General features: G+C 73.2%; 26 protein-coding genes. 10 read left to right on the top strand and 16 right to left on the bottom strand.

Annotation, left to right across the window (positions count from 1 at the left end; translation table 11 throughout):
• Positions 1-128 precede the first annotated feature (128 nt).
• Positions 129-767, top strand: coding sequence for a TetR/AcrR family transcriptional regulator (locus ACZ58N_RS28955; protein ID WP_471165611.1), 639 nt, complete (start codon positions 129-131; stop codon positions 765-767).
• Here ACZ58N_RS28955 and ACZ58N_RS28950 read toward each other — a convergent pair.
• Positions 758-1,219 carry a MaoC family dehydratase gene (locus ACZ58N_RS28950; RefSeq protein ID WP_281205846.1) on the bottom strand — a complete coding sequence of 154 codons (462 nt, stop codon included), beginning with the start codon at positions 1,217-1,219 and terminating at the stop codon, positions 758-760. The two genes, ACZ58N_RS28955 and ACZ58N_RS28950, sit on opposite strands and share 10 nt — an antisense overlap.
• 136 nt (positions 1,220-1,355) lie before the next feature.
• Here ACZ58N_RS28950 and soxR point away from each other — a divergent pair, with 136 nt between their 5' ends.
• Entirely contained in the window at positions 1,356-1,805 is a 450-nt protein-coding gene (gene soxR / locus ACZ58N_RS28945; RefSeq protein WP_471165608.1) for a redox-sensitive transcriptional activator SoxR, read from the top strand.
• A 24-nt stretch (positions 1,806-1,829) separates the two neighbouring features.
• On the opposite strand, the gene ACZ58N_RS28940 is transcribed toward soxR, so the two are convergent.
• The 4 genes from ACZ58N_RS28940 to ACZ58N_RS28925 form a co-directional block, all read right to left on the bottom strand.
• Positions 1,830-2,660, bottom strand: coding sequence for a 3-keto-5-aminohexanoate cleavage protein (locus ACZ58N_RS28940; protein ID WP_471165605.1), 831 nt, complete (start codon positions 2,658-2,660; stop codon positions 1,830-1,832).
• Positions 2,657-3,256, bottom strand: coding sequence for a hypothetical protein (locus tag ACZ58N_RS28935; protein WP_471165602.1), 600 nt, complete (start codon positions 3,254-3,256; stop codon positions 2,657-2,659). The genes ACZ58N_RS28940 and ACZ58N_RS28935 overlap by 4 nt, the downstream gene beginning before the upstream one ends.
• 147 nt (positions 3,257-3,403) lie before the next feature.
• Positions 3,404-4,942 carry an alpha/beta fold hydrolase gene (locus tag ACZ58N_RS28930; RefSeq protein ID WP_471165600.1) on the bottom strand — a complete coding sequence of 513 codons (1,539 nt, stop codon included), beginning with the start codon at positions 4,940-4,942 and terminating at the stop codon, positions 3,404-3,406.
• A 105-nt stretch (positions 4,943-5,047) separates the two neighbouring features.
• Positions 5,048-6,310: an exo-beta-N-acetylmuramidase NamZ family protein gene (locus ACZ58N_RS28925; RefSeq protein WP_471165597.1), complete on the bottom strand. Its 1,263-nt coding sequence runs from the start codon at positions 6,308-6,310 to the stop codon at positions 5,048-5,050.
• A gap of 176 nt (positions 6,311-6,486) precedes the next feature.
• On the opposite strand from ACZ58N_RS28925, the gene ACZ58N_RS28920 reads away from it, so the two are divergent.
• From ACZ58N_RS28920 to ACZ58N_RS28910, 3 genes are read left to right on the top strand one after another with little or no spacing between them, the layout of a single operon-like run.
• A complete protein-coding gene (locus tag ACZ58N_RS28920) occupies positions 6,487-7,260 on the top strand; it encodes an SDR family oxidoreductase (RefSeq protein WP_471165594.1) in 774 nt (257 codons plus the stop codon).
• Positions 7,257-9,071, top strand: coding sequence for a class I adenylate-forming enzyme family protein (locus ACZ58N_RS28915; RefSeq protein ID WP_471165591.1), 1,815 nt, complete (start codon positions 7,257-7,259; stop codon positions 9,069-9,071). The genes ACZ58N_RS28920 and ACZ58N_RS28915 overlap by 4 nt, the downstream gene beginning before the upstream one ends.
• A gap of 60 nt (positions 9,072-9,131) precedes the next feature.
• Positions 9,132-9,743 carry a TetR/AcrR family transcriptional regulator gene (locus ACZ58N_RS28910; protein ID WP_389709134.1) on the top strand — a complete coding sequence of 204 codons (612 nt, stop codon included), beginning with the start codon at positions 9,132-9,134 and terminating at the stop codon, positions 9,741-9,743.
• Positions 9,744-9,756: 13 nt separating this feature from the next.
• Here the strand turns inward: ACZ58N_RS28910 and ACZ58N_RS28905 are convergent, their stop codons facing one another.
• A complete protein-coding gene (locus ACZ58N_RS28905; RefSeq protein ID WP_471165588.1) occupies positions 9,757-10,866 on the bottom strand; it encodes an alkene reductase in 1,110 nt (369 codons plus the stop codon).
• 59 nt (positions 10,867-10,925) lie between these two features.
• On the opposite strand from ACZ58N_RS28905, the gene ACZ58N_RS28900 reads away from it, so the two are divergent.
• On the top strand, positions 10,926-11,306 hold the full coding sequence (locus tag ACZ58N_RS28900; protein ID WP_471165586.1) for a MerR family transcriptional regulator: 381 nt from the start codon (positions 10,926-10,928) through the stop codon (positions 11,304-11,306).
• Between the two features lie 14 nt (positions 11,307-11,320).
• Here ACZ58N_RS28900 and ACZ58N_RS28895 read toward each other — a convergent pair whose 3' ends face one another.
• From ACZ58N_RS28895 to ACZ58N_RS28855, 9 genes are all read right to left on the bottom strand, one after another.
• On the bottom strand, positions 11,321-11,974 hold the full coding sequence (locus ACZ58N_RS28895; RefSeq protein ID WP_471165583.1) for an acetate uptake transporter: 654 nt from the start codon (positions 11,972-11,974) through the stop codon (positions 11,321-11,323).
• 267 nt (positions 11,975-12,241) lie between these two features.
• Entirely contained in the window at positions 12,242-13,441 is a 1,200-nt protein-coding gene (locus ACZ58N_RS28890) for a S8 family peptidase (RefSeq protein ID WP_471165581.1), read from the bottom strand.
• Between the two features lie 190 nt (positions 13,442-13,631).
• On the bottom strand, positions 13,632-14,876 hold the full coding sequence (locus ACZ58N_RS28885) for an acyl-CoA dehydrogenase family protein (RefSeq protein ID WP_471165578.1): 1,245 nt from the start codon (positions 14,874-14,876) through the stop codon (positions 13,632-13,634).
• Between the two features lie 9 nt (positions 14,877-14,885).
• Entirely contained in the window at positions 14,886-15,926 is a 1,041-nt protein-coding gene (locus ACZ58N_RS28880) for a phosphotransferase family protein (RefSeq protein ID WP_471165575.1), read from the bottom strand.
• A gap of 200 nt (positions 15,927-16,126) precedes the next feature.
• A complete protein-coding gene (locus ACZ58N_RS28875; RefSeq protein ID WP_471165573.1) occupies positions 16,127-17,050 on the bottom strand; it encodes an MBL fold metallo-hydrolase in 924 nt (307 codons plus the stop codon).
• Positions 17,051-17,138: 88 nt separating this feature from the next.
• The gene (locus tag ACZ58N_RS28870; protein WP_471165570.1) at positions 17,139-17,435 is read right to left on the bottom strand and encodes a hypothetical protein; all 297 of its coding nucleotides are present in this window, start codon (positions 17,433-17,435) and stop codon (positions 17,139-17,141) included.
• Between the two features lie 180 nt (positions 17,436-17,615).
• Positions 17,616-17,933 carry a DUF202 domain-containing protein gene (locus ACZ58N_RS28865; protein WP_471165567.1) on the bottom strand — a complete coding sequence of 106 codons (318 nt, stop codon included), beginning with the start codon at positions 17,931-17,933 and terminating at the stop codon, positions 17,616-17,618.
• Complete coding sequence (locus tag ACZ58N_RS28860; RefSeq protein WP_471165564.1) at positions 17,930-18,328, bottom strand: YidH family protein; 399 nt, start codon at positions 18,326-18,328, stop codon at positions 17,930-17,932. Before ACZ58N_RS28860 ends, ACZ58N_RS28865 begins: the two co-directional genes overlap by 4 nt.
• Before the next feature lie 9 nt (positions 18,329-18,337).
• Positions 18,338-18,868: an NUDIX domain-containing protein gene (locus ACZ58N_RS28855; protein WP_471165561.1), complete on the bottom strand. Its 531-nt coding sequence runs from the start codon at positions 18,866-18,868 to the stop codon at positions 18,338-18,340.
• 78 nt (positions 18,869-18,946) lie between these two features.
• Here ACZ58N_RS28855 and ACZ58N_RS28850 point away from each other — a divergent pair, with 78 nt between their 5' ends.
• Positions 18,947-20,602, top strand: a complete 1,656-nt coding sequence (locus tag ACZ58N_RS28850) for an FAD-binding dehydrogenase (RefSeq protein WP_471165559.1) — start codon at positions 18,947-18,949, stop codon at positions 20,600-20,602.
• A 12-nt stretch (positions 20,603-20,614) separates the two neighbouring features.
• Here the strand turns inward: ACZ58N_RS28850 and ACZ58N_RS28845 are convergent, their stop codons facing one another.
• Positions 20,615-21,070, bottom strand: a complete 456-nt coding sequence (locus ACZ58N_RS28845) for an ASCH domain-containing protein (RefSeq protein WP_471165557.1) — start codon at positions 21,068-21,070, stop codon at positions 20,615-20,617.
• A 256-nt stretch (positions 21,071-21,326) separates the two neighbouring features.
• Between ACZ58N_RS28845 and ACZ58N_RS28840 the strand changes: the two genes are divergently transcribed.
• The 3 genes from ACZ58N_RS28840 (at position 21,327) to ACZ58N_RS28830 (ending at position 25,546) form a co-directional block, all read left to right on the top strand.
• A complete protein-coding gene (locus ACZ58N_RS28840) occupies positions 21,327-22,277 on the top strand; it encodes a hypothetical protein (RefSeq protein ID WP_471165555.1) in 951 nt (316 codons plus the stop codon).
• 66 nt (positions 22,278-22,343) lie between these two features.
• A complete protein-coding gene (locus ACZ58N_RS28835) occupies positions 22,344-23,888 on the top strand; it encodes an APC family permease (protein WP_471165552.1) in 1,545 nt (514 codons plus the stop codon).
• Positions 23,889-24,106: 218 nt separating this feature from the next.
• Entirely contained in the window at positions 24,107-25,546 is a 1,440-nt protein-coding gene (locus ACZ58N_RS28830; protein WP_471165549.1) for an amino acid permease, read from the top strand.
• Positions 25,547-25,597: the final 51 nt, after the last annotated feature.

Raw genomic sequence — 25,597 nt, 5'->3', positions numbered from 1 at the left:
CGCGCGTCCCGGGCCCCCGGGACGCGCCCCCGCCGACAGGACCGGCCACCCGCCCTCCCGAAGCGCTAAGCGCTTGCTCACCCTCCGGTAGGGTGTTCCTTCCTACAAGCGGAAGAGGTGGACGGGCCATGGAGAGCGCGGCGGAAACCGGCGGATACCAGCCGTGGTCGGAGGTCACCCCCGACGCCGCGCGGCGGCTGCTCGTCGCCGCCGTCGAGGCCTTCGCCGAGCGCGGCTACCACGCGACCACCACCCGGGACATCGCGGGCCGGGCCGGGATGAGTCCGGCCGCGCTCTACATCCACTACAAGACCAAGGAAGAACTGCTCCACCGCATCAGTCGCATCGGTCACGACAAGGCGCTGGAGATCCTGGAAACCGCCGCCTCCGGTCCCGGTACCGCCGCCGATCGGCTCGACGGTGCCGTGCGGTCCTTCGTCGGTTGGCACGCGGCGCACCACACCACCGCGCGCGTGGTCCAGTACGAGCTCGACGCCCTCGCGCCGGAGCACCGCTCCGAGATCGTGACCCTGCGCAGGCGGACCGACGCGGCCGTGCGGCGCATCATCGCCGACGGCGTGCGGGCGGGGGAGTTCGCCGTCCCGGACGTCGCGGGCACCACCCTGGCCGTGCTGTCGCTGTGCATCGACGTGGCCCGCTGGTTCAGCGCGGCCGGCCCGCGCACGCCCGACGAGGTCGGCGCGCTCTACGCCGACCTCGTGCTCCGCATGGTGGGCGCGACGCCCGCCGGGGCCGCTCAGAAGTAGTAGCGGGACACCGACTCCGCCACGCACACCGGCTTCTCGGCCCCCTCGCGCTCCACGGTCACCGTCGCCGCCACCTGCACACCTTCGCCGACCTCGGTGACCGAGGTGATCAGCGCGGTGGCGCGCAGGCGCGAACCGACGGGCACGGGGGCGGGGAAGCGCACCTTGTCCACGCCGTAGTTGATGCCCATCCGCATGCCCTCGACCAGCATGATCTGCGGCACCAGGCTCGGCAGCAGCGACAGCGTGAGGTAGCCGTGCGCGATCGTCGAGCCGAACGGCCCGGATGCCGCCCGCTCGGGGTCGACGTGGATCCACTGGTGGTCACCCGTCGCGTCCGCGAACAGGTCGATCCGCTTCTGGTCCACCTCCAGCCATCCGCTCGGACCGAGCGGCTCGCCGATGCCGGCGCGCAGTTCCTCGGCGGATGTGAAGATCCTCGGTCCGGCCATGCCCTGCCCCTGTCTGTCGACGTCTGCTGGGCGCTCTTCGGCACGTCCACCCGGCCGCCCCGATCGAATAAGCGCTTGCTCAGCATGCTGCGCCGCGTGTGTGAATGTCAACGGACCTCCGACTAGGCTCGGTCGGGTGCCGCAGATTCCCGAGAAGATCCACGAACTCACCGTCGGTCAGCTGTCCATGCGCAGCGGGGTCGCCGTCTCGGCGCTCCACTTCTACGAGACCAAGGGCCTGATCAGCAGTCGGCGCACCTCCGGCAACCAGCGCCGCTACAGCCGGGACGCGCTGCGCCGGGTCGCGTTCGTGCGCGCCGCGCAGCGGGTGGGCATCCCGCTCGCCGACATCGGCGAGGCGCTGTCCCAACTGCCGGAAGGGCGCACGCCGAACCGCGAGGACTGGGCGCTCCTGTCGGAGGCCTGGCGTTCCGAACTCGACCAGCGCATCGAGCAACTCAGCGACCTGCGGGACCGTTTGACGGACTGCATCGGCTGCGGCTGCCTCTCCATGAAGACCTGCGCGCTGTCGAACCCGGACGACGTCTTCGGTGACCGCATGAGCGGCTCCAGGCTCGCGTACTGACGCCGCCCCCACCCGGGCCGGGCATCACCGCCCGGCCCGACCGGCGGACTCCCTCTCCCGGCCCCCCGCCGGAGCGGCTCCGGCAGTGATCCCCACGGCGGCCGCCACCAGTTCGGCGTTCGACCGGGCGGGCCTGCCGTCCGGCAGGTGCAAGACCTCTCCTACGCCGATCCGCGCACCGGCACCGCACCGGGAGGCCAGCCGCAGTACGGGCCAGGCCGCGCCCTCCCTGCCGTACAGCACGACGGGTACGGGAGGCAGCCACCGCAGCCCCGCCACCAGGGCGGGATCGGCCCGCGCCAGCTCCGCCACCAGCCGCACCCGCCGGTGGTCGGTCGGGGCCCATGCCAGGAACCGGGCCAGCGGCTCCGGCCCGGCCCCACCGCCCAGCGGCACCACCGCGTCGACCGCCACCCCGCGCGCCAGCAGGGCGGAGCCCAGCTCGCCGGCGTCGGGCTCGGCGAAGGACACCGTCGCCCGGTCCGGCAGCACCCGCCAGTCCCGCACCCGCTCCCGGCGCCCCGCCGGATCAGGCTCCGCCGCGATGGAGGCGGGCACCGCCAGGGGTACGCGGACCCCCGCGCCGCGCAACTCCTCCAGCAGGGGCCCGACCACCCGGGGCGAGAGGCTCTCCCGACCGCACGGGGTCCGTGGGTGCACCAGTACCTCGTCGGCCCCGGCGGCCACCGCGGCCAGCGCCGCCTCCGCGAGCGCCCGCGGGGACATCGGTACGGCCACCCCGTCGGCGGCGTCCCGCGAACCGTTGAGCCCGACCTGGAGCCGCGCGCCGGCCCCGCCCCGGAGCGGCGGCCCGCCCCGACCGGCCGATCCCGCGCCCGACCCCGTCCCGCTCATGCCGCGTCCACCGCGGCCGGACGCACCACCGCGGCGTAGGTGAGGGCCGGCCCGGGAACCACGATCCCGCAGCCCCCGCACACCGGCCCCTCGCACGCCCAGGCCCCGCCCCAGTCGCCGTGCCCGGACTGCGCGGCCGGCCAGCGCAGCTCCTCCTCGCCACACACCGGACACGAGGTCCCCGGCTCGGATTCCAGCACCGTCACCAGCCTCCGCAGCACCTCGGCCAGCGTCCCCTCCGGCCGGACCCAGGGGTCGGCGCAGCGCACCACCGCGTCCCCGTTGGCGCCCCAGGCCCACTCCGGGCGGCGCACCCCGTCGTGCTTCTCACGTCTGCGTCGCGCCGCGAACTGCCGCTCGTACTCCAACCAGACCGCCCGCGCCTCTTCCAGCTCCTCCAGCGCCGCGACCAGCCTCAGCGGGTCCGCACCCCGGTCCTCGGGGGCGATCCCGTGCCGGTCGCACAGGTGCCACCACGTCGCGCGGTGCCCGTACGGGGCGAACCGTTCCAGGCAGCGGCGCAGCGAATGGCGCCGCAGGGCCCGGTCGTTGCGCGCGTCGCGCACCTGATAGGCCAGACTTCGAAAACCCGCCATCGCACCTTCACCTCCGCCGTCCCCCCACACCCGTGCCCGTGCCACTCCGTCGAACGAAGCAGCCCGCCCCGACGTGCCCAACATGCCCGGCGGGATGTGGGCGCATGCGGGGGCGGTCGAGGCGTGTGGGTGGCACATGGCCGGAATTCAGCGCCCCATGCGCCCCGCGGACACCACGAGCCGGGCCAATTCCTCGTGGCAGATGTCACTGTGCGCCCCCGACGGAGCCCCTCCCCGGCGGACCACGGAGCCCGCATCGACGCTGACGCAGCCGGTACGCGGCAGTCCGTCGCGCAGCGCGGCGGCGAGGTCCAGCCGGGGCGCGCCCGGTAGGGCCCGCACCCCGTCGTGCCCGATCGCGCCCCACCGCTCGTCGAAACCGAGGAGTCCGGCCGAATCCCCCGCCATCCGGGAGGCCAGCGGATAGAACACCCCGAGCGAGGAATCGTGTGCGGAGTGACAGGCCACGAGGGGGCCGTCCACCCGGCTCTGGAGCCCGCGCAGGGCCCCGCCGCGGCTCGGGTCGTGGGGGAGTCGCTCGCTGAAGGCGTAGTGCGAGAAGGCTCCTTGGAGCAGCGTCAACGACTTCGGGTTCCGTCCCCCCTCGGGCAGGGCACGCAGCGCGAAGGACACCACGCGAGCGCCGAAGCTGTGGCCGATGAGGTGGACCCGCAGGGCGGGCCGGCGTCCCGCCAGGTCCGCCAGGACCGGTCCGAGTCCGCGTTCGCCGACCACCCCGGCCCGCCTCTTCATCTCGTAGTACGTGGCCTGCCGCAACAGTTCCTTGGCCCCGCTCCACAGGGCCCGCAGCCCGCCCCCGAGCGCCAGGCCCGGCGCCCCGGCGGGCGCGGGCGCCGCGTCCGCGTCGGCGTCCCGCGCGCCCCCCACCTGCTCCAGCGCGTCCGCGAGGCTCCGGCAGACCGCCAGGACGTCCTCGGCGAAAATGGCCGGTACGTCGTGCCGGGCGGCCGCCCCGGCGCCGGCCCCGGCCGGTTCCGGGGCCGGCATGGGGCCGAGCAGGTCGACGGGCGTGCCGACCCGGTCCGCCCGCAGCAGCTCCCGCACCAGCGCGCCGAACTCGACGAGGGCCGCAGCCGACTCCGGCCGCTCCTCCAACAGCTCCGCGATCCGGCCGAGTTCCGCCTCGCGGCCCGGCCAGAACTCCGCGAGGGCCCGCCGCGTCCCGGGGTCCAACGCCGTTGCGGAACCCGGCGGGGCCGCCGCGCCACGGGGTTCGAAATCGGGTATCGGCTCGTCGGAGAACCGGATCGAAGGCCATACGACACCCACGTACCCGAGCCGCACGCCCGTCCCCACCAGCTCGGGGAAGGGCGCGAAGAACCGGTCGTAGAGCCGGGTCGCGGTCGAGCGGTCGCTGTTCCAGCCGTGTGCGAAGACCAGCAGGTCCGTGGCCTCGATGCGGGCCACCGTCTCCCGGGTCGCCGGGTCCACGTCGCCCTGCGCGTCGAAGGTCAGCTCCCGGTACGGGCCGACGCCGATCCCGGCCGGGACCGCGGCCGGGCCGACCGCCGCGACGCCTCCAAAGCCCCGGCCACCCACCCCCGCCCCGAACGAGCCCTCCGCCCCGAACGAGCTCCCCGCCCGGGCCCGAGGCGCCGCCGCCCCGCCCGCCGTGCCCGTGGTCCCGGTCCCGCCGTCGGATCCGCCCGGCCGTCCACCCGCCATGAGGTCCCCCCTCCGCGCCGCGCCTGTGCTGCATGCAGCATCCCGCCGCGCGGGCCGCCCGACCAGCCCCGCGACGCCACGGATCGGGGGCGGGCCGCCCGGCGGTCAGGGGTAGAGCAGGTACTTCTCCCGCACCGCCGCGAAGCGCGCCAGTCCGGCCGACCAGTCGTCCACGATCTCCGGCACCCCGGCCCCGGCGTCCACCATCGTGCGCACCCGGTCCGAACCCGTCAGCCGGTCGATCCAGTGGTCGGAACGCCACGCGAACCCGGACCACACCCGGCGCGCGGTGACGAGCAGCCCGATCCCGGTCCGCACCGGATCGAAGGCGTCCCGGTCGTGCACGATCAGCCGGACCCCGCCGCAGACCTTCCCGGAGTGCTTGGAGAAGGACGGGGTGAACCAGGTCTCGCGGAACCACACCCCGGGCAGCCGCAGGTCGTTCGCCGCCTCGGCCCACCGCCGGTCGACGCCCTCCGCGCCCACCACCTCGAAGGGGGTGGTGGTGCCCCGGCCCTCCGACAGGTTGGTCCCCTCGAACAGGCAGGTCCCCGCGTAGGCGAGCGCCGTGTCCGGGGTCGGCACGTTCGGGCTCGGCGGCACCCAGGGCAGCCCGGTCGCCCCGAAGAACGAATCCCGCCGCCATCCGGCCATCCGTACCGTCAGCAGCCGCACCGGCCCCTGCGGGAAGGCCGTGCCCCGGAGGAACTCGCCGTTGAACAGCAGCGCCAGCTCGGCCGCGGTCATCCCGTGCGCCAGCGCGATCGGCTCCCGACCGACGAAACTCGCGTACGGCCGTTCCAGCACCGGTCCGGCCGCCCGCCGCCCACCGACCGGGTTCGGCCGGTCCAGCACCACCACCGACTTGCCCGCGAGCGCGGCCGCGCGCATGCAGTCGTAGAGGGTCCAGACGTAGGTGTAGAACCGTGCCCCGACGTCCTGGATGTCGAAGACGACGGTGTCGATGCCCGCCTTGGTGAACAGGTCGGCGAGCTGTTGCCCGCTGGTGGAGTACGTGTCGTACACGGGCAGCCCGGTAGCGGGATCGCGCCCCGCCCCCTCCGAGCCGCCCGCCTGGGCCGTGCCGCGGAATCCGTGCTCCGGCCCGAACACCGCGACCAGGTCGACCCGTTCGTCCTCGTGCAGGACGTCGACCAGGTGACGGGCGTCCGCGGTGATCCCGGTGGGGTTGGTGACCACCCCGACCCGCTGCCCGGCCAGCGCCGCGTACCCGTCGGCGGCGAGCTGTTCGAAGCCGGTACGGACCCGCTCCGATCGCGGGCCCGCCGCCGCGGCGGCCCCCGAGTTCGCCCCGAGGGCGCCCACGGCCCCCGCCAGTCCCAGCACCCCGCGTCGTGACAGCGTCATCCCGCCACGCTAGGTCCTCCCCTCCGGATCCCGCCCGACCCACGCCGTCCGGTGGCGCGCCCGAGCGGGGACGGGCACGGGGCTTCGGCGCGATCCATGGGCGCCACGCCCTTCCGGCCGGGCATACCGACTGGTTAGTCTGCCCGGAACCGGCCCCACCGGGGCAGCGACGAAAGGTGACCCCCGTGAGCGCGTACCAGGACCAGCGAGTCGTCGTCACCGGCGCGGGCGGCGGTATCGGCGCGGCACTCGCGCACCGGTTCGCCGCCGAGGGCGCGACCGTCGTCGTCAACGACCTCGACCCCGCCAAGGCCGCCGCCGTGGCGGACGCGATCGGCTCCCGGGCCGTCGCCGTGCCCGGCGACGCCTCGACGGTGGTCGCCGAGGCCCGGGAGGCGCTGGGCGGAGCCGTGGACGTCTACTGCGCCAACGCCGGTCTCGCGTCCGGCGGTGACGCCTTCGCGGACGAGGCCGTGTGGGAAGCCGCCTGGGACACCAACGTCATGGCCCACGTGCGCGCCGCGCGTACCCTGCTGCCCGACTGGCTGGAGCGGGGCGGCGGCCGTTTCGTGTCCACCGTCTCGGCCGCAGGGCTGCTGACCATGATCGGAGCGGCGCCGTACAGTGTGACCAAGCACGGCGCCCTCGCCTTCGCGGAATGGCTCTCGCTGACCTACCGGCACCGGGGCGTTCTGGTCCACGCCATCTGTCCGCAAGGGGTGCGCACCGACATGCTGACGGCCGCCGGATCGGCGGGCGAGCTGGTCCTGGCGCCGACCGCGATCGAGCCCGACGCGGTCGTGGAGGCACTGTTCGACGGTATGGAGAAGGGCCGGTTCTTGATCCTCCCGCACCCCGAGGTGGCGGACTACTACGCCGCGCGCGCCACGGAACCCGACCGCTGGCTGAGCGGCATGAACCACCTCCAGCAGAAGTGGGAGTCCTCGTGACCCCGGCCCACGCCGCCCCGCCACCCGAAGCCCCGACCGCTTCCCCGGCCGCCGCAGCCCCGCCCGTCGCCGTCGACCCGCCCGCCGGGGCCCTCGGCTCCCGGTACGCCGCCCGCCCCTGGCTGCGGCAACTGAGTCCCGCCCAGTCGGCCGCCGTCTCGCCGCCGCCCAGCGTGCTGCACGCGTTCCGGGCGGCCGTCGCCCGCGCACCCGGCCACCCGGCCCTCGCGTACTTCGACGGCCGGATCTCCTACGCGGAGGCCGAGGCCCTCTCCGACTCCCTCGCCGGTCACCTGTCCGCGCGGGGCGTCGGCCGGGGCGACCGGGTCGCCGTCATGCTGCAGAACACCCCGCACTTCGTGCTCGCGGTGCTGGCCGCCTGGAAGACCGGGGCGGTGGTCGTCCCGCTCAACCCGATGTACAAGTCCGCCGAGGTCCGCCGCGCCCTGCGCGACTCCGGCGCCGTCGCGCTGGTCTGCGAGGAGCGGTCCTGGCCGGCGTACCTGCGGGAGGCCGTGCGCGGGACGGGCGTACGGGCCGTCCTGACCGCCCGCGACCGGGACTTCCAGACCCGCGACGACCCCCGCGTCCTGCCCGAGGGCCCCCCGCACGCCGAACCCCCGCACGCCGAGCCCCCGTACCCCCCGGAGGACGCCGCCGACGCCGCGCGCGGGGCCGAGGTCCCCGTCCCCGTCGACCTCGCCGAGACGGCCCGCCTGGGGCACCGGGCGCCGCCCGACCCGCACCTGACGGCCGCCGACACCGCCCTGATCAGCTACACCTCCGGTACCTCGGGCACCCCCAAGGGCGCGGTGAACCCGCACGGCGCGCTCACCTACAACGCCACCCGCCAGGTCACCGGACACCCCCTCCCGGAGGGCGCCGGCTACTTCGCCCTCGCCCCGCTCTTCCACATCACCGGCATGGTCTGCGAGCTCGCCGCCTGCTTCACCAACGCCGGCACCCTCGTCCTCGCCCACCGCTTCGACGCCGGGACCGTGCTGGACGCCTTCCTCGAACACCGCCCCGCCTACACCATCGGGCCGGCCACCGCCTTCATCGCGCTCGCCGCTCACCCCGCCGTCACCCGCGACCACTTCGCCTCCTTCCAGGTGGTCTCCTCCGGCGGCGCACCGCTGCCGCCCGCGCTCGTCGCGCGGCTGCGCACCGCCTTCGGCTTCTACCTGCGCAACGGCTACGGACTCACCGAGTGCACCGCCCCCTGCGCCTCCGTCCCCGCCCACCTCGAAGCCCCGGTCGACCCCGCCTCCGGCACCCTCTCGGTGGGTGTCCCCGGCGCGCAGACCCTCGTACGGATCCTCGACGAGCGGGGCGCCGAGGTCCCCTTCGGCGAGACCGGGGAGATAGCCGTCCGCGGCCCGCAGGTGGCGCTCGGCTACTGGGGGCTGCCCGAGGAGAGCGCCGAGGCCTTCCCGGACGGCGAACTGCGCACCGGTGACGTCGGCTTCATGGACCCGGACGGCTGGCTCTACGTCGTCGACCGGAAGAAGGACATGATCAACGCCTCCGGGTTCAAGGTGTGGCCGCGGGAGGTGGAGGACGTCCTCCACACCCACCCCGCCGTCCGCGACGCGGCCGTCGTCGGGGTGCCCGACCCGTACCGGGGCGAGAGCGTGAAGGCGTACGTGAGCCTGCGGCCGGGGGCCTCGGTGGAGCCCGCCGAACTGGCCGCCCACTGTGCCGAACGCCTCGCCGCCTACAAGTACCCGCGCGTAGTCGAGATCCTGCCTGTTCTTCCCCGGACGACCAGTGGCAAGATCCTGCGACGGGAACTGCGCGAACGAGGCTGAAAACAGTCGGATGGTCGTACGACGCAGCAGCTGGAACATCAGGAGAGGAAGGCGAGCGCCATGGCAGCCAGGACCACCACGGAGCCGGCGGAGAACAACCGGGAGACCCCGGTGCCGCAGCGGCTGCTGGCCGTGGCCACCAGGCTGTTCGCCGAGCGCGGCTACGACCGCACCTCCGTCCAGGAGATCGTCGAGGCCGCGGGCGTCACCAAGGGGGCGCTGTACCACTACTTCGGGTCGAAGGACGACCTGCTGCACGAGGTGTACGCGCGCATGCTGCGCCTCCAGCAGCAGCGGCTCGACGCGGTGGCCGGATCCGATGCCCCCGTCGAGGAGCGGCTGCGGGCCGCGGCCGCCGACGTGGTGGTCACCACCATCGAGAACCTCGACGACGCGATGATCTTCTTCCGGTCGATGCACCAGCTCAGCCCGGAGAAGTACAAGCAGGTGAGGGCCGAGCGCAGGCGCTACCACGAGCGCTTCCGGGCCCTGGTCGAGGAGGGCCAGCGCACGGGGGTGTTCGCCGCGGCCACCCCCGCCGACCTGGTGGTCGACTTCTACTTCGGCTCCGTCCACCACCTGTCCACCTGGTACCGCACGGACGGCCCGCTCACCCCGCTCCAGGTCGCCGACCACCTCGCCGACCTGCTGCTGCGCTCCCTGCGCCCCTGAGCGGCGGTCCTGCTCACACGCGGGCCAGGGCGGGGTAGTCGGTGTACCCCTCCGCGCCCCGCACGTGCATCAGGAACTCCGGGCGGAGCTCGTTGAGCGGGGACCCGGCGCGCAGCCGTTCCACGAAGTCCGGGTTGGCGATGAAGCCCCGCCCGAGCGCGATCAGGTCGGCGCCCGCCTCCAGCAGCCGCTCGCCCCGCCGCTTGCCGCCGTCGTCCGCGACCTCCTCGCGCGTGAGCGCGGGGTTGGCGATCAGCGTGCCCGGCCAGGCCGCCCGGAGCCCGGCGAAGCCCGGCCCGTCCGGATCGGCGTACACCTGGTGCAGGTAGACCGGTCCGACGTCCGCCAAGGCCGCGATGAGCGCCGGATAGATCTCCTCGGTGTCGCCCTCCTCGATGCCGTTGACCCCCAGCCCGGGCGAGACGCGCACGCCCACCCGGTCGGCGCCGATCGCCTCCACGACGGCCCGGACCACCTCGACGGTGAAGCGGATCCGGTGGCGCACGGGGCCGCCCCAGTCGTCGGTGCGGCGGTTCGTGTTCCGCGAGAGGAACTGGTGGAGCAGGTGCCCGTTGGCCGAGTGCACCTCCACACCGGCGAAGCCCGCCTCGACGGCGTTGCGGGCGGCGGTCGCGAAGTCGGCGACGGTGGCCCGGATGTCGGCGACGGTCATCGCGCGGGGCGGCAGGGCGTCCCGGAGCCCGGAAGGGGTGTGCAGCGGTTCGGGGAAGCGGACCGCGGACGGGGCGAGCGGGACGAGCCCGCTGGTGGCGGGGTGACCGACCCGACCGCCGTGCTGGAGCTGGAGGAACATCCGCCCGCCGGCGGCGCGCACCGCGTCGGTGACCCGCCGCCAGCCGGCGATCTGCCCGGGGGAGTGGATGCCGGGGATGTACGGGTACGTCTGGCCGACGGCGTTCGGGGTGGTGCCCTCCGCGATGATCAGCCCTGCCGAGGCGCGTTGCGCGTAGTGGGCGGCCATGAGCTCGCCCGGCACGCCGTCGGCCCCGGCCCGGTTGCGCGTCAGCGGCGCCATCACCAGGCGACTGGGCAGTTCCAGGCCGCCGAGGCGGGCGGGCTCGAAGAGGCGGGATGCGGCGGGTACCTGCTCGGTGTGCGTCATGCCGGTACCGTAGAACCTCACATCGGTGTCAGGTTCAAGGTCTCGGGTCGGGGGACGGCATGCGGATCGGTGAACTGGCGGCGCGCACCGGGGTCGGCGCGCGGTCGCTGCGCTACTACGAGGAGCAGGGGCTGCTGGCCTCCGACCGGACCCCGGGTGGCCACCGAGACTACCCGGAGCGGGCCGTCGACCGGGTCATCCGGATCCAGGAGCTCTACGCGGCCGGACTGCACAGCGGGAGGATCGCCCGGATCCTGCCCTGCATGCGGGACGAGGACGGTGGCCCGTCGGTGCGCGCGACCCCGCTGCTCGTCGCCGAACTGACCGCCGAACGGGAACGGATCGACCGGATGATCGGCGATCTGGAGCGTTCCCGCGACGTGCTGGACGAGGTCATCGGCACGGCCGCCGGCCTGCTCGCCGCCGACGGCCCCGCCTGATCGTCCCCGGGACCTCAGCCCAGCGGGAGGACCTTGCGGCCCCAGGTCTCCTCGGCCACCACGGCGAAGGAGACGTACCAGGCGATGCCCGCGCACAGCAGTCCGAGGAAGCCGCCGACGTGGCCGAGGGCGGTGACCTCGGTGAGGTCGCCCAGGGCCAGGAAGAGGAAGGTCAGGGCGAGCACGGTGAAGAGCAGTCGGTGCGCCAGGTCCAGCTTCAGGGCGGCGACGGCCATGTAGGCGGTGAAGACGAACCAGGCGATGAGGAACCAGCCGGTCGCGATGTGGGCCTGGCCGGCGGGCAGGGTCGGGACGACGAACTTCACGTACCCCGCGAAGGACATCCAGAACGCGCCGTAGGAGACGAACGCCGTGGTGGCGAAGGTGTTGCCGCGGCGGAACTCCATCGCGCCGGCGACGAACTGCGCGAGGCCCCCGTAGAAGAGGGCGAGCGGCAGGACGACCGCGCTCAGTGCCGTGTCCGCGATCAGGCCGGAGTTGAAGAGGCTGAGCACGAAGGTGGTCAGCGCGAACGCGGCCAGGCCCAGCGGGCCCGGGTTGGCGACGCGGGGCGCCGGCTCTCGCGGGGCGGCCTGCGGGGCGGTGATCCGCGGGGCGGTCGTGCCGGCCGGGGCGGGGGCGGCCGGGGTCAGGGTGGAACTGGGCATGGCGATATGCACCTTCGGTGGGGGGATGTTCCGAATATAGCCCACCGTGCGGGACCCCTCCGACCGGTTCGACCGGGACCCGGCAGGGCCGAGGTCCCGTCCCGAAGGGGCCGATCGGCCGGGTCGGTCGAGGGGTCCCGCCCGGCGGAGGCGCCCCGCACGACGGACCGGCCCGCCCCCCGGCGCGCCCCTGGTGGGGGCGGCAGGAGGACGGGCCGGTCCGGTTCATCGACTGTGCCCGGTGCGTCCGGTACGTCGGGTCACCCGTTACGGGGCGACCTTCAGCAGCTTGTTCGCCGTGCCGGTCGAGGGGTTGGTGACCGCTCCCGCGGTCGCCGCCGCGGTCAGGGCCGCCGCGGTCTGCGCCGGGGTCGAGTCCGGGTGCCCGGACAGGTAGAGGGCTGCGGCGCCCGCCACGTGCGGGGCGGCCATCGAGGTGCCGGAGATGGTCTTCGTGCCGGTGTCGCTGTCGTTCCAGGCCGAGGTGATGTCCGAGCCGGGAGCGTAGAGGTCCACCACGGAGCCGAAGTTGGAGAAGTCGGACTGCGCGTCGTCGATGGTGCTCGACGCCACGGTCAGGGCCTCCGTGACCCGGGAGGGCGAACCCTGACCCGCGTCGCTCGACTCGTTGCCCGCCGCGACCGAGAAGGTGACGCCCGCGGCAACGGCACGCCGCACCGCCTCGTCGAGCGCCTCGTCGGCGCCGCCGCCCAGGCTCATGTTGGCGACGGAGGGGCCGGAGTGGTTCTTGGTGACCCAGTCGATGCCGGCGACGACCTGCTCGGTGGTGCCCGAGCCGTTGTCGTCCAGCACCCGCACCGCCACCAGCTTCGCCTTCTTGGCGACGCCGTGCGCGGTCCCCGCGACCGTGCCGGCGACGTGCGTGCCGTGGCCGTTGCCGTCGTCGGCGCTGTCGTCGTTGTCGACGGCGTCGAAGCCGTGCGTGGCACGACCGCCGAAGTCCTCGTGCGTCACGCGTATGCCGGTGTCGATGACGTACGCCGTGACCCCTTCACCGGCCTTGTCCGGGTAGTCGTACTTCTTGTCACCTTCCTTCGCGGTCTGGTCGATGCGGTCCAGCCCCCAGGACGGCGGGTTGGGCTGACTGGCCTTGATGGTGAACTTCTTGTTCTGCACGACCTTGCCGACGGCAGGGTCCGCCGCGAGCCGCTTGGCCTCGGTCTCGCTCAGCCCGGAGGCCGAGAAGCCGTTGACCTGGGAGCCGTAACTGCGTTGCAGTTCGCCTCCGTACTTGTTGGCGAGCTTCGCCTTGTCCGCGGATTCGTCCAGGATGACGACGTAGCTTCCGCTGATCGCACCGGGGGCGCCCAGTCCGTAGACCGTGCCCTCGGCCGGCGCCGCCGCCCCCGCGAAGGGGGTGGCGATCAGGGTCACGGCGGCCGCGGTGGCGGCTCCCGCACCGATGGCCGCGTAACGGAAACCGCGCGAACGCTTGTGAGTTGCCATGTGGAGGGTTCTCCTCGTGGGTGACGTGTGGGGCGTCGAACCTTCTGGAGAACCCTGTTCCGATTGACAGGCGCAAATCAAGATCGCCCCTGCCTTTCAGCCTTATTCAACAAGGTTTCTTAAAAGGCCCCCCGCATCGCCTTCACCGTGCACACACGTTCACCCGAACTCCCGCACGAATGCCCCACTTTCAGGGTCGGCCGCCCGCGTACTTCCTCAGCTCCCGGCGCGCCAACGAGCGCTGGTGCACCTCGTCGGGCCCGTCGGCCAGCTGCAAGGTCCTTGCCGCGGCCCACAGTTCGGCCAGCGGGAAGTCCTGACTCACACCACCCGCGCCGTGCAGCTGCACCGCCCGGTCCAGGATCCCCACGACCGTGCGCGGGGTCGCGATCTTGATGGCCTGGATCTCCGTGTGCGCCCCCCGGTTGCCCACCGTGTCCATCAGCCACGCCGTCTTCAGCACCAGCAGCCGCAACTGCTCGACGGCGACCCGCGCGTCCGCGATCCAGCCCTGCACGACCCCCTGGGCGGCCAACTCCTTGCCGAAGGCGGTACGTCCCACCGCGCGCCGGCACATCAACTCGATGGCACGCTCCGCCATGCCGATCAATCGCATGCAGTGGTGGATCCGCCCCGGGCCGAGGCGGGCCTGCGCGATGGCGAAACCGCCGCCCTCCTCGCCGACCAGGTTCCCCACCGGGACCCGGGCCCCGTCGAAGACCACCTCGGCGTGCCCGCCGTGATCGTGGTCCTCGTACCCGTACACCTTCATCGCCCGGCGGACCTCCACTCCCGGGGTGTCGCGCGGCACCAGGACCATGGACTGCTGGCGGCGCGGATCGGCGCCCTCCGGGTCGGTCTTGCCCATCACGATGAAGACCTTGCAATCCGGGTTCATCGCCCCGGAGATGTACCACTTGCGTCCGGTGACGACGTACTCGTCACCCACCCGCTCGATCCGCGTCTCGACGTTCGTCGCGTCCGACGAGGCGACCTCGGGCTCGGTCATCGCGAACGCGGAGCGGATCTCGCCCGCCAGCAGCGGCTCCAGCCACTGCTTCCGCTGCGCCTCGTCCCCGAACTGCGCGAGCAGCTCCATGTTCCCGGTGTCCGGGGCCGCGCAGTTCGTCGCCATCGGCGCCAGGTGCGGACTGCGGCCGGTGATCTCCGCCAGCGGGGCGTACTGGAGGTTGGTCAGACCGGCGCCGTACCCGGTGCCCGGTCCGCCGTGCTGGTCCACGAAGAACAGGTTCCACAGGCCCTGCCGGCGCGCCTCGGCCTTCAGTTCACCGAAGACGGCCGGGGTGTCCCAGGGTGAGGCCAGCCGTGCGCGCTGCTCGGCGGCGACTGCCTCCGCCGGGTACACGTACTCCTCCATGAACGCGAGCAGTCGCTCGCGGAGTTCCTCGGTCCGGGTGTCGTATGCGAAGTCCATGGGGAGTCCTCAGCCCTTCTGAAGTTCTTCGAGTGTGGTCAGGCCGTGCTCGATGAAGACCGGGACCAGCTCGCCGATCCGGTCGAAGCCCGCACCGACGGTCTGCCCGAGCGTGTAGCGGTAGTGGATGCCTTCGAGGATCACCGCGAGCTTGAACCAGGCGAAGGCCGTGTACCAGGCGATGGCACCGGTGTCCCGCCCGGAGCGGACGGCGTAGCGCTCGATCAGCTCGGCGGGCGCCGGATGCCCCGGGGCCCGGCTCGTGGTGCTGACCGGGGAATCGACGAGGCCCAGGTCGGAGCTGTACATCACCAGCAGCCCGAGGTCGGTCAACGGGTCGCCCAGCGTGGACATCTCCCAGTCCAGCACCGCCCTGATGGTGTCGTCCGGCCCGCCGATCAGCACGTTGTCCAGCCGGAAGTCCCCGTGCACCACCGTCGGCGCGGGGGAGCGGGGCAGGGTCCGGCCCAGGGTGTCGTGCAACTCACCGATCCCGGCGAGCTCCCGCCCCCGGGAAGCCGCGAGCTGCTTGCCCCAGCGCCGCAACTGTCGTTCCAGGAAGCCGTCGGGCCGGCCGAAGTCGCCCAGCCCCACCGCTTCCGGATCGACCGCGTGCAGGTCGACGAGGGTGTCCACCAGGCCGAGCACCGCCCGCCGGGTGCGCTCGGGCCCGATCCCGGCGAGCTGGTCGGCCGTCCGGTAGGGGACGCCGTCCACGAACTCCATCACGTAGAACGGCGCCCCCTGCACGGACCCGTCCTCGCAGAGCAGCAGGGGCTCCGGCACCGGCACGGCCGTCCCGTGGAGGGCCGCGATCACCCGGTGTTCGCGCCGCATGTCGTGCGCGGTCGCCAGGACGTGGCCGAGCGGCGGGCGGCGCACCACCCACTGGCCGACGCCGTCGGTGACCACGTACGTCAGGTTCGAGCGGCCGCCCTCGATCAGTCGGCCGCTCAGCGGACCGGACACGAGGCCGGGCAGATCGGCGTCGAGGCGGTCGCGCAGCCTTTCCAGGTCGAGGCCTCGCGGATGGTCCGGGGCTGGGGTCATGGTGGGCACCTCCGTACGGAGTGGACGGCAACGGGCTGAACATCCGGGAGCCATCATGCCGACCAGTCGGTATGCCGTCCAGAGCATGGCCGTGGGAAACCCCGTCCGGCCGCACGGACCGGCCCGTCCGGGGCGCCGCCGCCGCGCCCGTCCCCCGCGTGCCCCACGTACTCGGCACGCGTATGACGCGCGTGCTCAGCTCACGCGTGGCACAGGATCGGCGTCCCGCCGTTCATCACCGTCATGTCCCGCAGCACCGCCAGGATGTCCAGCGGCGCCCCCTCCGGCTCCCCGGCCAGCTCCGCGTACGCCCGGTGGACGTTCGCCACGAGCCGCTCGCTCTCCCGCCAGGCGGCGAACTCGCCCAGGTCGGCCCGGCCCGCCGTCTCCAGCGGGGTCAGTCCCCGCGCCCGGCCCTCCCGGGCGAGCTCGCCCACGTAGCGCAGGTACCGCTCCGTGGACTCGTACGCCGACGGGTCGGTCAGCGGCCCGTGGCCCGGGACGACGGTCCGCGCGCCCAACTCCCGCAGCCGCTCCAGCGCGCGCAGCGAGCCCGACAGCGAGCCCATCGCCAGGAACGGCGTACCGCCGGCGAAGACCAGGTCGCCCGTGAACACGACCTTCTGCCGGGGCAGCCACACGACCGAGTCCCCGGTGGTGTGCGCGACGCCGGGGTGGAGCACCCGCACCTCGATGCCGCCGACGTGCAGGGTCAGTCGGTCGACGTACGTCAGGTCGGGCGGGGTGATCTCGACCTTGCCGAAGTCCGTCGCGGGCCAGATCATCTCCAGCTGGTGCCCGGCGGCGAGCTGCTCGGTCCGCGCGGCCTCGTGCCCGACGATCACCGCCCCGGGGGCGAAGACGTCGTTGCCGTAGGTGTGGTCGCCGTGGTGGTGGGTGTTCACCACCGTCCGGGGCAGCGGCGCCCCGGCCGCGAGGACGGCCCGGCGCAGGGCCAGGGACCGTCGTTCCGTGGCGGCCGTGTCGACGAGCAGGGTCCGTCCGCCGTCCGTCACGAATCCCGCGTTGTTCAGGCACCAGCCGCCGTCCGGCTGGACGTAGGCGTACACGCCGGGCGCGGGTTGGACGAGGTACGGCTCCTCGACGAGCTCTTCGACGGACATCCGGACTCTCCCCGGGTCGCTGTGACGGTCCGTCGGCATCCTGCCACCCGGCGCCCCGCACGGGGAGGGCGGGTGCCGGGTGGCAGGGTCAGTGGTCGTCGTAGTGGCCCTCGTGCTCGGCGTGCCGGTGCCCGTCGTGCAGGTAGTCCAAGTGGTCGCCGTGGGGGACCGCGTCGTGCCCGCAGCCCGATCCGTGCGCGTGCGGGTGGGCCTCGTGCGTGGTGTGCCCCGAGGGCTCGCACTCGTCCCAGTGGCCGGAGTGCTCCCGGTGCAGGTGCCCGTCGTGCGCGTAATCGACGTGGTCGCCGTGCGAGACCGCCTGGTGACCGCAGGCCGGGCCGTGGGTGTGCTCGTGCGTCGGGTGTTCGTGGTGCAGGGTCGTCATGGCGCAGAGGCTAGTGCGATTCGCCCCGGAACACCCGGTGTGTGCCGCTTCGTGTCGCGGCCGCGTGCGGGGCGGGCGCGGGCACCCGCACGGGAACGGGAACGGGCACAGGCACAAGCGCGGGCACCGGCAGCGGCAGCCGCACAGGCAACGGAAGCGCCGCGGGGCCACCCGTACCGCTCAGAGGATCACCGCGACGGCGAGTACCGCCAGCGCCACCGTGCACGCCACCAACCCGAGGGCGGCCCGCGGCGCCAGACCCCGGGGGCGGACAGCCGCCAGCTCCCGCATCCGCCGGTGCGCCACCCACAGGAAGGCGACCCAGATCAGGACGGTCACCGCCGCCCCGGCCACCTCGGTCGAACTGCCCGTCCCCCGCAGCGCCTGCCGCACGGCGAGCACCGCCACTACGGAGCAGGCCAGCGTCGTACGCCGCCACGCGAGCCGGGTCCGCTCCGGTTGCAGCCCCGCGTCACGGACCTCCCCGGAAACGCTCACCGCCCCGTCGTCCAGCCCAGCAGGACGACGGCGACCATCACCACCGCGACCAGCCCGACGCACAGGCTCAGCACCACGGGGAACCGCGACAGCGGCAGGTCCTCGCCCCGCCGCATCGCCCGCTCGCACCGCGTCCAGTGGTTCACCGCGCGCAGGGCGCACGCCGCGCCCACCGCCAGCAGCGCGAAGGCCATCCCGACGCGTACCCCCCACCGCAGGTCGGGCAGGAACTGGTCCACCGCGAACCCGCCGCCCACCAGGGCCAGCGCGGTGCGGACCCAGGCCAGGAAGGTCCGCTCGTTGGCCAGCGAGAAGCGGTAGTCGGGGGTCTCGCCCTCGTCCCTCAGCCGCGATGGTGCGAACCAGAGGCGCACGTCCTTGACGAAGTCGATCACCCGACCAATCTACTGGCGCGGCCCCCGGAACTCCCGCAGCCGCCGGTACGCCTCCAGCCCGTCCGGCACCCAGGGCCACCGGGTGTCCGCGACGCGCCGCTCCAGTTCGTCGGGAGCGAGCCAGTCGTGCCAGTCCACCTCCGAGACCTGCGGGGACACCGGCAGCTCGCAGCGCACCTCGTACACCGAGGACCACCAGGCCCCGCCCGGACCCTCGTACAGGAACTTGAACAGCGGCGCCGGCGGTTCCAGCCCCCGCACCCCCAGCTCCTCCTCGGCCTCCCGCAGCGCGGCCTCCGCGTAGTCCTCCCCGGCGCCCAGCACCCCGCCCACGAACATGTCGTAGTACGAGGGGAAGACCAGCTTCGACGCGGTCCGGCGGTGCACGAAGACCCGCCCCCGAGCGTCCGTCACCCGGACGAACGCGCACCGGTGGATCAGCCCCCGGGCATACACCTCGCCCCGTGGGGCCCGCCCGGTGACCCGGTCGTCCCGGTCCACCACGTCCAGTACTTCATCACCGGCATTCACGGGATCCATCCAACCACCGCTGTTGACTGGTTACCGCTCCGTAGCCAAGGATCTGCCCCACCACCGACTCCGGAGGACGGGCAACGCATGACGTACGACGCTGACGTGATCGTGATCGGAGCGGGGCTCGCCGGCCTCGTGGCCACCGCCGAGCTCGTCGACGCGGGCCGGAAGGTCATCCTCGTCGACCAGGAACCCGAGCGGTCGATGGGCGGCCAGGCCCACTGGTCCTTCGGCGGCCTGTTCTTCGTGGACTCTCCCGAGCAGCGCCGCATGCGCATCAAGGACACCCACGAACTCGCCCTCCAGGACTGGCTCGGCACGGCCGGGTTCGACCGGGAGGAGGACGCCTGGCCGCGCCGCTGGGCCGAGGCGTACGTCGACTTCGCGGCGGGAGAGAAGCGACCCTGGCTGCACGCCCAGGGCGTCCGCTTCTTTCCCGTCGTCGGCTGGGCGGAGCGCGGCGGCTACGACGCCAACGGCCACGGGAACTCCGTCCCCCGCTTCCACATCACCTGGGGCACCGGCCCGGGACTGGTCGCCCCCTTCGAGCGGCGGGTCCGCGCCGGGGTCGCCCGCGGGCTCGTCCGTCTCGCGTTCCGTCACCGCGTCACCGGCCTCGCCTCGACCGCCGGCGTCGTCGACACCGTCACGGGGGAGGTCCTGGCCCCCTCGGACGCCGAACGGGGCACCGCGAGCAGCCGCGAGACCGCCGGCGCCTTCAGCCTGCGGGCCCAGGCGGTGATCGTGACCAGCGGGGGCATCGGCGGCAACCACGACCTCGTCCGCCGGCAGTGGCCCGCCCGCCTCGGCACCCCGCCCGAGCGGATGCTCTCCGGTGTGCCCGCCCACGTGGACGGGCTGATGCTCGGGATCACCGAGGACGCCGGCGCCAGCCACATCAACAAGGACCGGATGTGGCACTACACCGAGGGCATCGAGAACTGGAACCCGATCTGGTCCCGCCACGGCATCCGGATCCTGCCCGGCCCGTCCTCGCTGTGGCTGGACGCCACCGGCCGACGACTGCCCGTACCGCTCTTCCCGGGCTTCGACACCCTCGGCACCCTCGAACACATCATGCGGACCGGCCACGACCACACCTGGTTCGTCCTCAACGAGCGCATCATCGGCAAGGAGTTCGCCCTCTCCGGCTCCGAGCAGAATCCGGACCTCACCGGCAAGTCCGTCCGTGACGTCATCACCCGCGCCCGCCAAGCCGTACCCGGCCCCGTGAAGGCCTTCATGGACAACGGCGCCGACTTCGTCGTGGAGCGGGACCTGTCGGCCCTGGTGCGCGGCATGAACGCCGTCACCAAGGAGGACCTGCTCGACGAGACCACCGTCCGGCGCGAGCTGGTGGCCCGCGACCGGGAGATCGCCAACCCCTTCACCAAGGACCTCCAGGTCACGGCGATCCACGGCGCCCGCCGGTACCTCGGCGACAAGCTGATCCGCACCGTCGCCCCGCACCGGATCCTGGACCCCGCGGCGGGCCCGCTGATCGCCGTCCGGCTCTCGATCCTGACCCGCAAGTCGCTCGGCGGCCTGGAGACCGACTTGTCCTCGCGCGTCCTGACCCCCGCCGGTGACCCGCTCCCCGGGGTGTACGCGGCCGGCGAGGCGGCCGGCTTCGGCGGCGGGGGAGTGCACGGCTACCGCGCCCTGGAGGGCACCTTCCTCGGCGGCTGCATCTTCTCGGGCCGCGCCGCGGGTCGCGCCGCGGCGAAGGCGGTGGGGTGACCCGGGGAACCCCTACCCCCCCGCCGCCGCCGGCCGGAGGTCCCGGACGAGCCGTTCGGTGACCCGGAACCGCTCCGCGACGACCAGCGTGTCGTCGTCGACCGTGTACCCCGGGTCGCCGAGCACCGCGCGCACCGGCTCGGAGTGCCAGAAGCCCTCGTGCGCCGTGCGCCATTCGGCCACCGACCCGTACCCCTCACCCTCGTCGAGGGCGTGCCGCAGGGGTACGTCCGCCAGCCGCAACACCTCCACGCCGGTGACCTCGACCACGGCCAGACCCGCCTCGTCCGAGTCGACGAGGACGGCCCGGTCACCCGGCGCCGGCAGCGGTTCGCCCTCGGCCTCGTACTCCGCGAGGAGGCCGGTGGTACTGGTCTTCGCGCCGCTCAGCACCGCCGCGACCAGCCGGTCGCGCAAGGGACCGGGGAAACCGAGGAGGTAGGGAGGGAGATCGTCGGGAGATGCCATGCGCCCACCCTATGCGTCGCCCCGAGCCGCTCCGAACGATATTCCGGCCGCCCCAACTGGGGTCTCATGAGCACCAGTTGAAACCCGCCACGCAGTGGACTGGACCTTGACGTGGAGCTGTGCGTACCGCTTAGCTGTATGTGATCATCCGAGTCCTCACCGGCATGATCCAACCCGCACCACCGCACCGTTCACCACCCCGTGCGCTTCCGCGCACGTCGTCCACCCGCGCCCGCGCCCTGGAGGGAACCCGCGGATGTCCCCGCCTCCGCCGCCCCTCGGCCGCGCCCGCAAACGCGACGCGCAGCTCTTCGACCCGGCCCTGTGCGACACCGAACTCGTCGACGTGCGCACCCAGTTCGCGCAAGGCCGATGGTCCCGGGTCCGCGCCCTCCTGGTGGGCACCGGTGACGACTGGGACCGCCGCGGCCACCGCGTCGTCGTCCTGGCCGAGACCCCGGCCGCCACCGCCTGGGCCCGCGAATGGCTGCTCGCCGAACCCGACAGCGCCGACGCGGCCACCCTCCTCGCCTGCGCCAGCGTCTTCACGGCCCTGCGACACAAGGGCACCCCCGAAGCCGCCGACGAGGCCTGCCGCCGCGCCGCGGTCCTGCTCCCCGCCGACCCCACCCCCTGGCTGGGCCTGCTCATGCTCTCCGGGGCCTTCGGCACCGAGGAGGAATTCAGCCGGCACTTCGACCAGGTCCGGGCCCGCCACCGCGAGCACCACCACGCCCACCACCTGATGGTCGCCCGGCTCGCCGAGCGGACCCCCGCCACCGGCCAGGACCCCCTCCACGAGGTCTACGACTTCGCCGCCTGGGCCGCCGAGGAGTCCCCGGCGGACTCACCGCTCGCCGTGCTCCCCGTCATCGCCCACGCCGAGCGCTACCGGGTCCTCGCCGCGGCCCAGGGCCGCACCGCCCCCGGGGCCGCAGCCGAGCACTGGTCCGGCCGCCGCGCCCGCACCGTGCTGCGCTCCGCCTTCGACTGGTGGCTGGAGTGGGAGCGCGAGGACCACCCCCGCAACAGGGTCGACCTCAACTTCCTGGCCCACGCCAAACTCTGCGAGGGCCGCTCCGCCGAGGCGGCCGCCCTCTTCCACCGCATCGGCGCCCACGCCACCCCGGCTCCCTGGTCCTACCCCGACCGGGACCCGCACAAGGCCTTCCTCGCCGCGCGCAGCGTCGCGCTCGGCACCGCCTAGCGCCGGCGCCCCACCGACCGTCCCCGCAGACCGCTCCCGCCCCTGCTCCCGGAAGGAAACCCCGCCATGCCGACGGGCAGATCCACCACGCTCAGCGAACCGACCGAGATACGCACGTACAAGGGCCAGGACCGCGCCCTGCGCGCGGACCGCCTCGGCACCGCCGGGCTGCTGCTCTCCGTACTCGCGGCCAGCGCGCCCCTGATGGTCGTCGCCGGCGTCATGCCCACGATCTTCGGGGTCATGGGCATCGTCGGACAGCCGCTGCTCTTCGTGATCCTCGGCGTCGTCCTCGCCCTCTTCAGCATCGGCTACGCCGAGATGAGCCGGCACGTCCACAACGCCGGTGCCTTCTACGCCTACATCGCCCGCGGCCTCGGCCCCACCGCCGGAGCCTGCGCCTCCCTCGTCGCCCTCGTCGCGTACAGCGCCATGCAGGTCGGCGTCTACGGCATCCTCGGCTTCGAGATCTCCGGCCTCTTCGCGACCTACCTCGACACCGAGGTCGCCTGGTGGATCCCGGCCCTGCTCGCCGTCGCCGCCACCGGCGCGCTCGGCTGGCTGAAGATCGACCTGAACGCCAAGGTGCTCGGAGTCCTGCTCCTCATCGAGTGCGTCCTCGTCGTCATCTTCGACGTGGCCGCGCTCGGCAAGCCCGGACCCGAGGGCCTGTCCCTCAGTGCCTTCGACCCGAGCACCCTCTCCGGCGCCGGTCTCGGCACCGCCCTGTGCTTCTGCATCGCGGCCTTCGTCGGCTTCGAGCAGTCCCCGGTGTACGCCGAGGAGACCAGCAAGCCGCACATCGTCGTCTCCCGCGTGATGTTCCTCGGCGTCGGCTTCGTCGCCCTCTTCTTCGCCTTCAGCGCCTGGGCGCTGACCGTCGCCACCGGCCCCGCCGCGATCACCGACGCCGCCGCGTCCTCCGGCCCCGGCCTGCTCTTCGAGCTGACCGAGACCCGGCTCGGCGCCGGCTTCACCGACGTCCTGCACGTGCTCTTCGTCACGGGCATGTTCGCGGCGATGCTGAGCTTCCACAACGTCGTCGCCCGCTACGCCTTCGCCATGGGCCGCGAGGGCCTGCTCCCGGCCCGCTTCGGCCGCACCAACCCCGGCACCGGCGCCCCGGCCACGGGCTCCCTCCTCCAGACCGGCGTCGCCGCCCTCGTCGTCGTGGCCTTCGCGCTCACCGACGACCTTCCGACGGGCGACCCGACCGCTCCCGTCCTCCACCTGTTCACGTGGATGGGCAGCGTCGGCGCCCTCGGGGTGACCGTCCTCATGGCCGCGTCCTCCTTCGCCGTCATAGCCTTCTTCGTCCGCCGCGGCACCGCCGGCGCCCAGGTCTGGCGGCTCGTCGCGGCGGGGCTCGCCGGACTGGCCCTGGTCGGCATCGCCCTCTACACGGTCAAGGACTTCGCCGTCCTGGTCGGCGCCGAGAAGGGCTCCGCGCTCAGCTGGGCGCTGCCCGCGATCATCGCCGTCGCGGCCCTGGCGGGCCTGGCCCACGGCCTGTACCTGAAGTCCCGCCGCCCCGAGACGCACGCCCGGATCGGTCTCGGCAACGAGGCGTTCCGACTGGATCAGGCGGCGGAGTCCACCCCGCACGACTGACCCGCTCCGCCTCGCATTCGTGCCCCCCGGAGGCCCCCGGCGACCGTTTCCATGGTCGCCGGGGGCCTCCGTGCGCAGGGAACCGATTTTGGCGGGGGACGGAGCCTCATGGTCTCCTGGGGCGACAAAACCACCGGATCGCGGCACGGGGGACACCACCCAGCTCTCCCGCGCGGCCGTTCCGACCTGCCTGTCCGACCCACGAAGGCGAAGTCCGTATGAGTGACCGCACCTTGACCGAGGCCCCCGCCGAGGCGTCGTCCCGCCCCGTCGACGCCGGTGACGAGGGCTACAGCAAGGACCTCAAGTCCCGCCACATCAACATGATCGCCATCGGCGGGGCGATAGGCACCGGCCTGTTCCTGGGCGCCGGCGGCCGCCTCGCCGGAGCGGGCCCCTCGCTCGCCATCGCCTACGCGGTCTGCGGCGCCTTCGCCTTCTTCGTGGTCCGCGCCCTCGGCGAGCTGGTCCTCTACCGCCCGTCCTCGGGCGCCTTCGTCAGCTACGCGCGCGAGTTCATGGGGGAGAAGGGCGCCTACACGGCGGGCTGGCTCTACTTCCTCAACTGGTCCACCACCACCGTCGCGGACATCACGGCCGCCGCGACCTACGCCCACTTCTGGTCGATGTTCACGGACGTCCCCCAGTGGGTGCTCGCCTTCATCGCCCTGGCCGTCGTCCTCACCGCGAACCTGATCTCGGTCAAGTACTTCGGCGAGATGGAGTTCTGGTTCTCCCTGGTCAAGGTGGCCGCCCTGACGATCTTCCTGCTCGTGGGCATCTACCTCGTCGCCACCAGCCACGACATCGGCGGCAACACCCCGGGCCTCGCCAACATCACCGACAACGGCGGCATCTTCCCGGCCGGTGTCCTGCCCATGCTCCTGGTCATCCAGGGCGTGGTCTTCGCCTACGCCTCCGTCGAGCTCTGCGGAGTCGCCGCGGGCGAGACCGAGAACCCCGAGAAGATCATGCCGAAGGCGATCAACTCGATCATGTGGCGGGTGGGCATCTTCTACGTCGGCTCGGTCGTCCTGCTGGCCCTGCTGCTCCCGTACACCGCCTACTCGGACGGCCAGAGCCCCTTCGTCACCGTCTTCGACAAGCTCGGCGTCCCGGGCGCCGCGGGCATCATGAACCTGGTCGTCCTGACGGCCGCCCTGTCCAGCCTGAACTCCGGCCTCTACTCCACCGGCCGGATCCTGCGCTCGATGGCCATGTCCGGCTCCGCGCCCAAGTTCACCGGCGTCATGAACAAGGGCAAGGTCCCCTACGGCGGCGTCCTCTTCACCGCGGCCTTCGGCGTCGCCGGCGTCGGTCTGAACTACCTGATGCCCGAGGACGCCTTCGAGATCGTCCTCAACTTCGCCTCGCTCGGCATCCTCGGCACCTGGGCGATGGTCATGCTCTGCTCGCTGCACTTCTGGCGGAGGGCGAAGCAGGGCCTCCTGGAGCGCCCGTCCTACCGGCTGCCCTGGGCCCCGTACACGCAGATCGTGACGCTGGTCTTCCTCGTCACGGTCCTGGTCCTGATGTGGTGCGACGGCGGCGTCGGCCGCACCACCGTGCTGTTCGTCCCGGTCATCGGCGCCGCCCTGGTCGGCGGCTGGTTCCTGGTCCGCGGCCGGGTGGCGGAGATCGCGGCCTCCCGCCGCTGACCCGACGCACGCACGAAGGGGCCCCGGCCCGGGATCCGATCCCGCGCCGGG

Source organism: Streptomyces sp. NPDC040432, from assembly GCF_055595445.1.
Note: the sequence above shows the minus strand (reverse complement) of the source record. Positions and strands in the feature narration are given on the sequence as shown.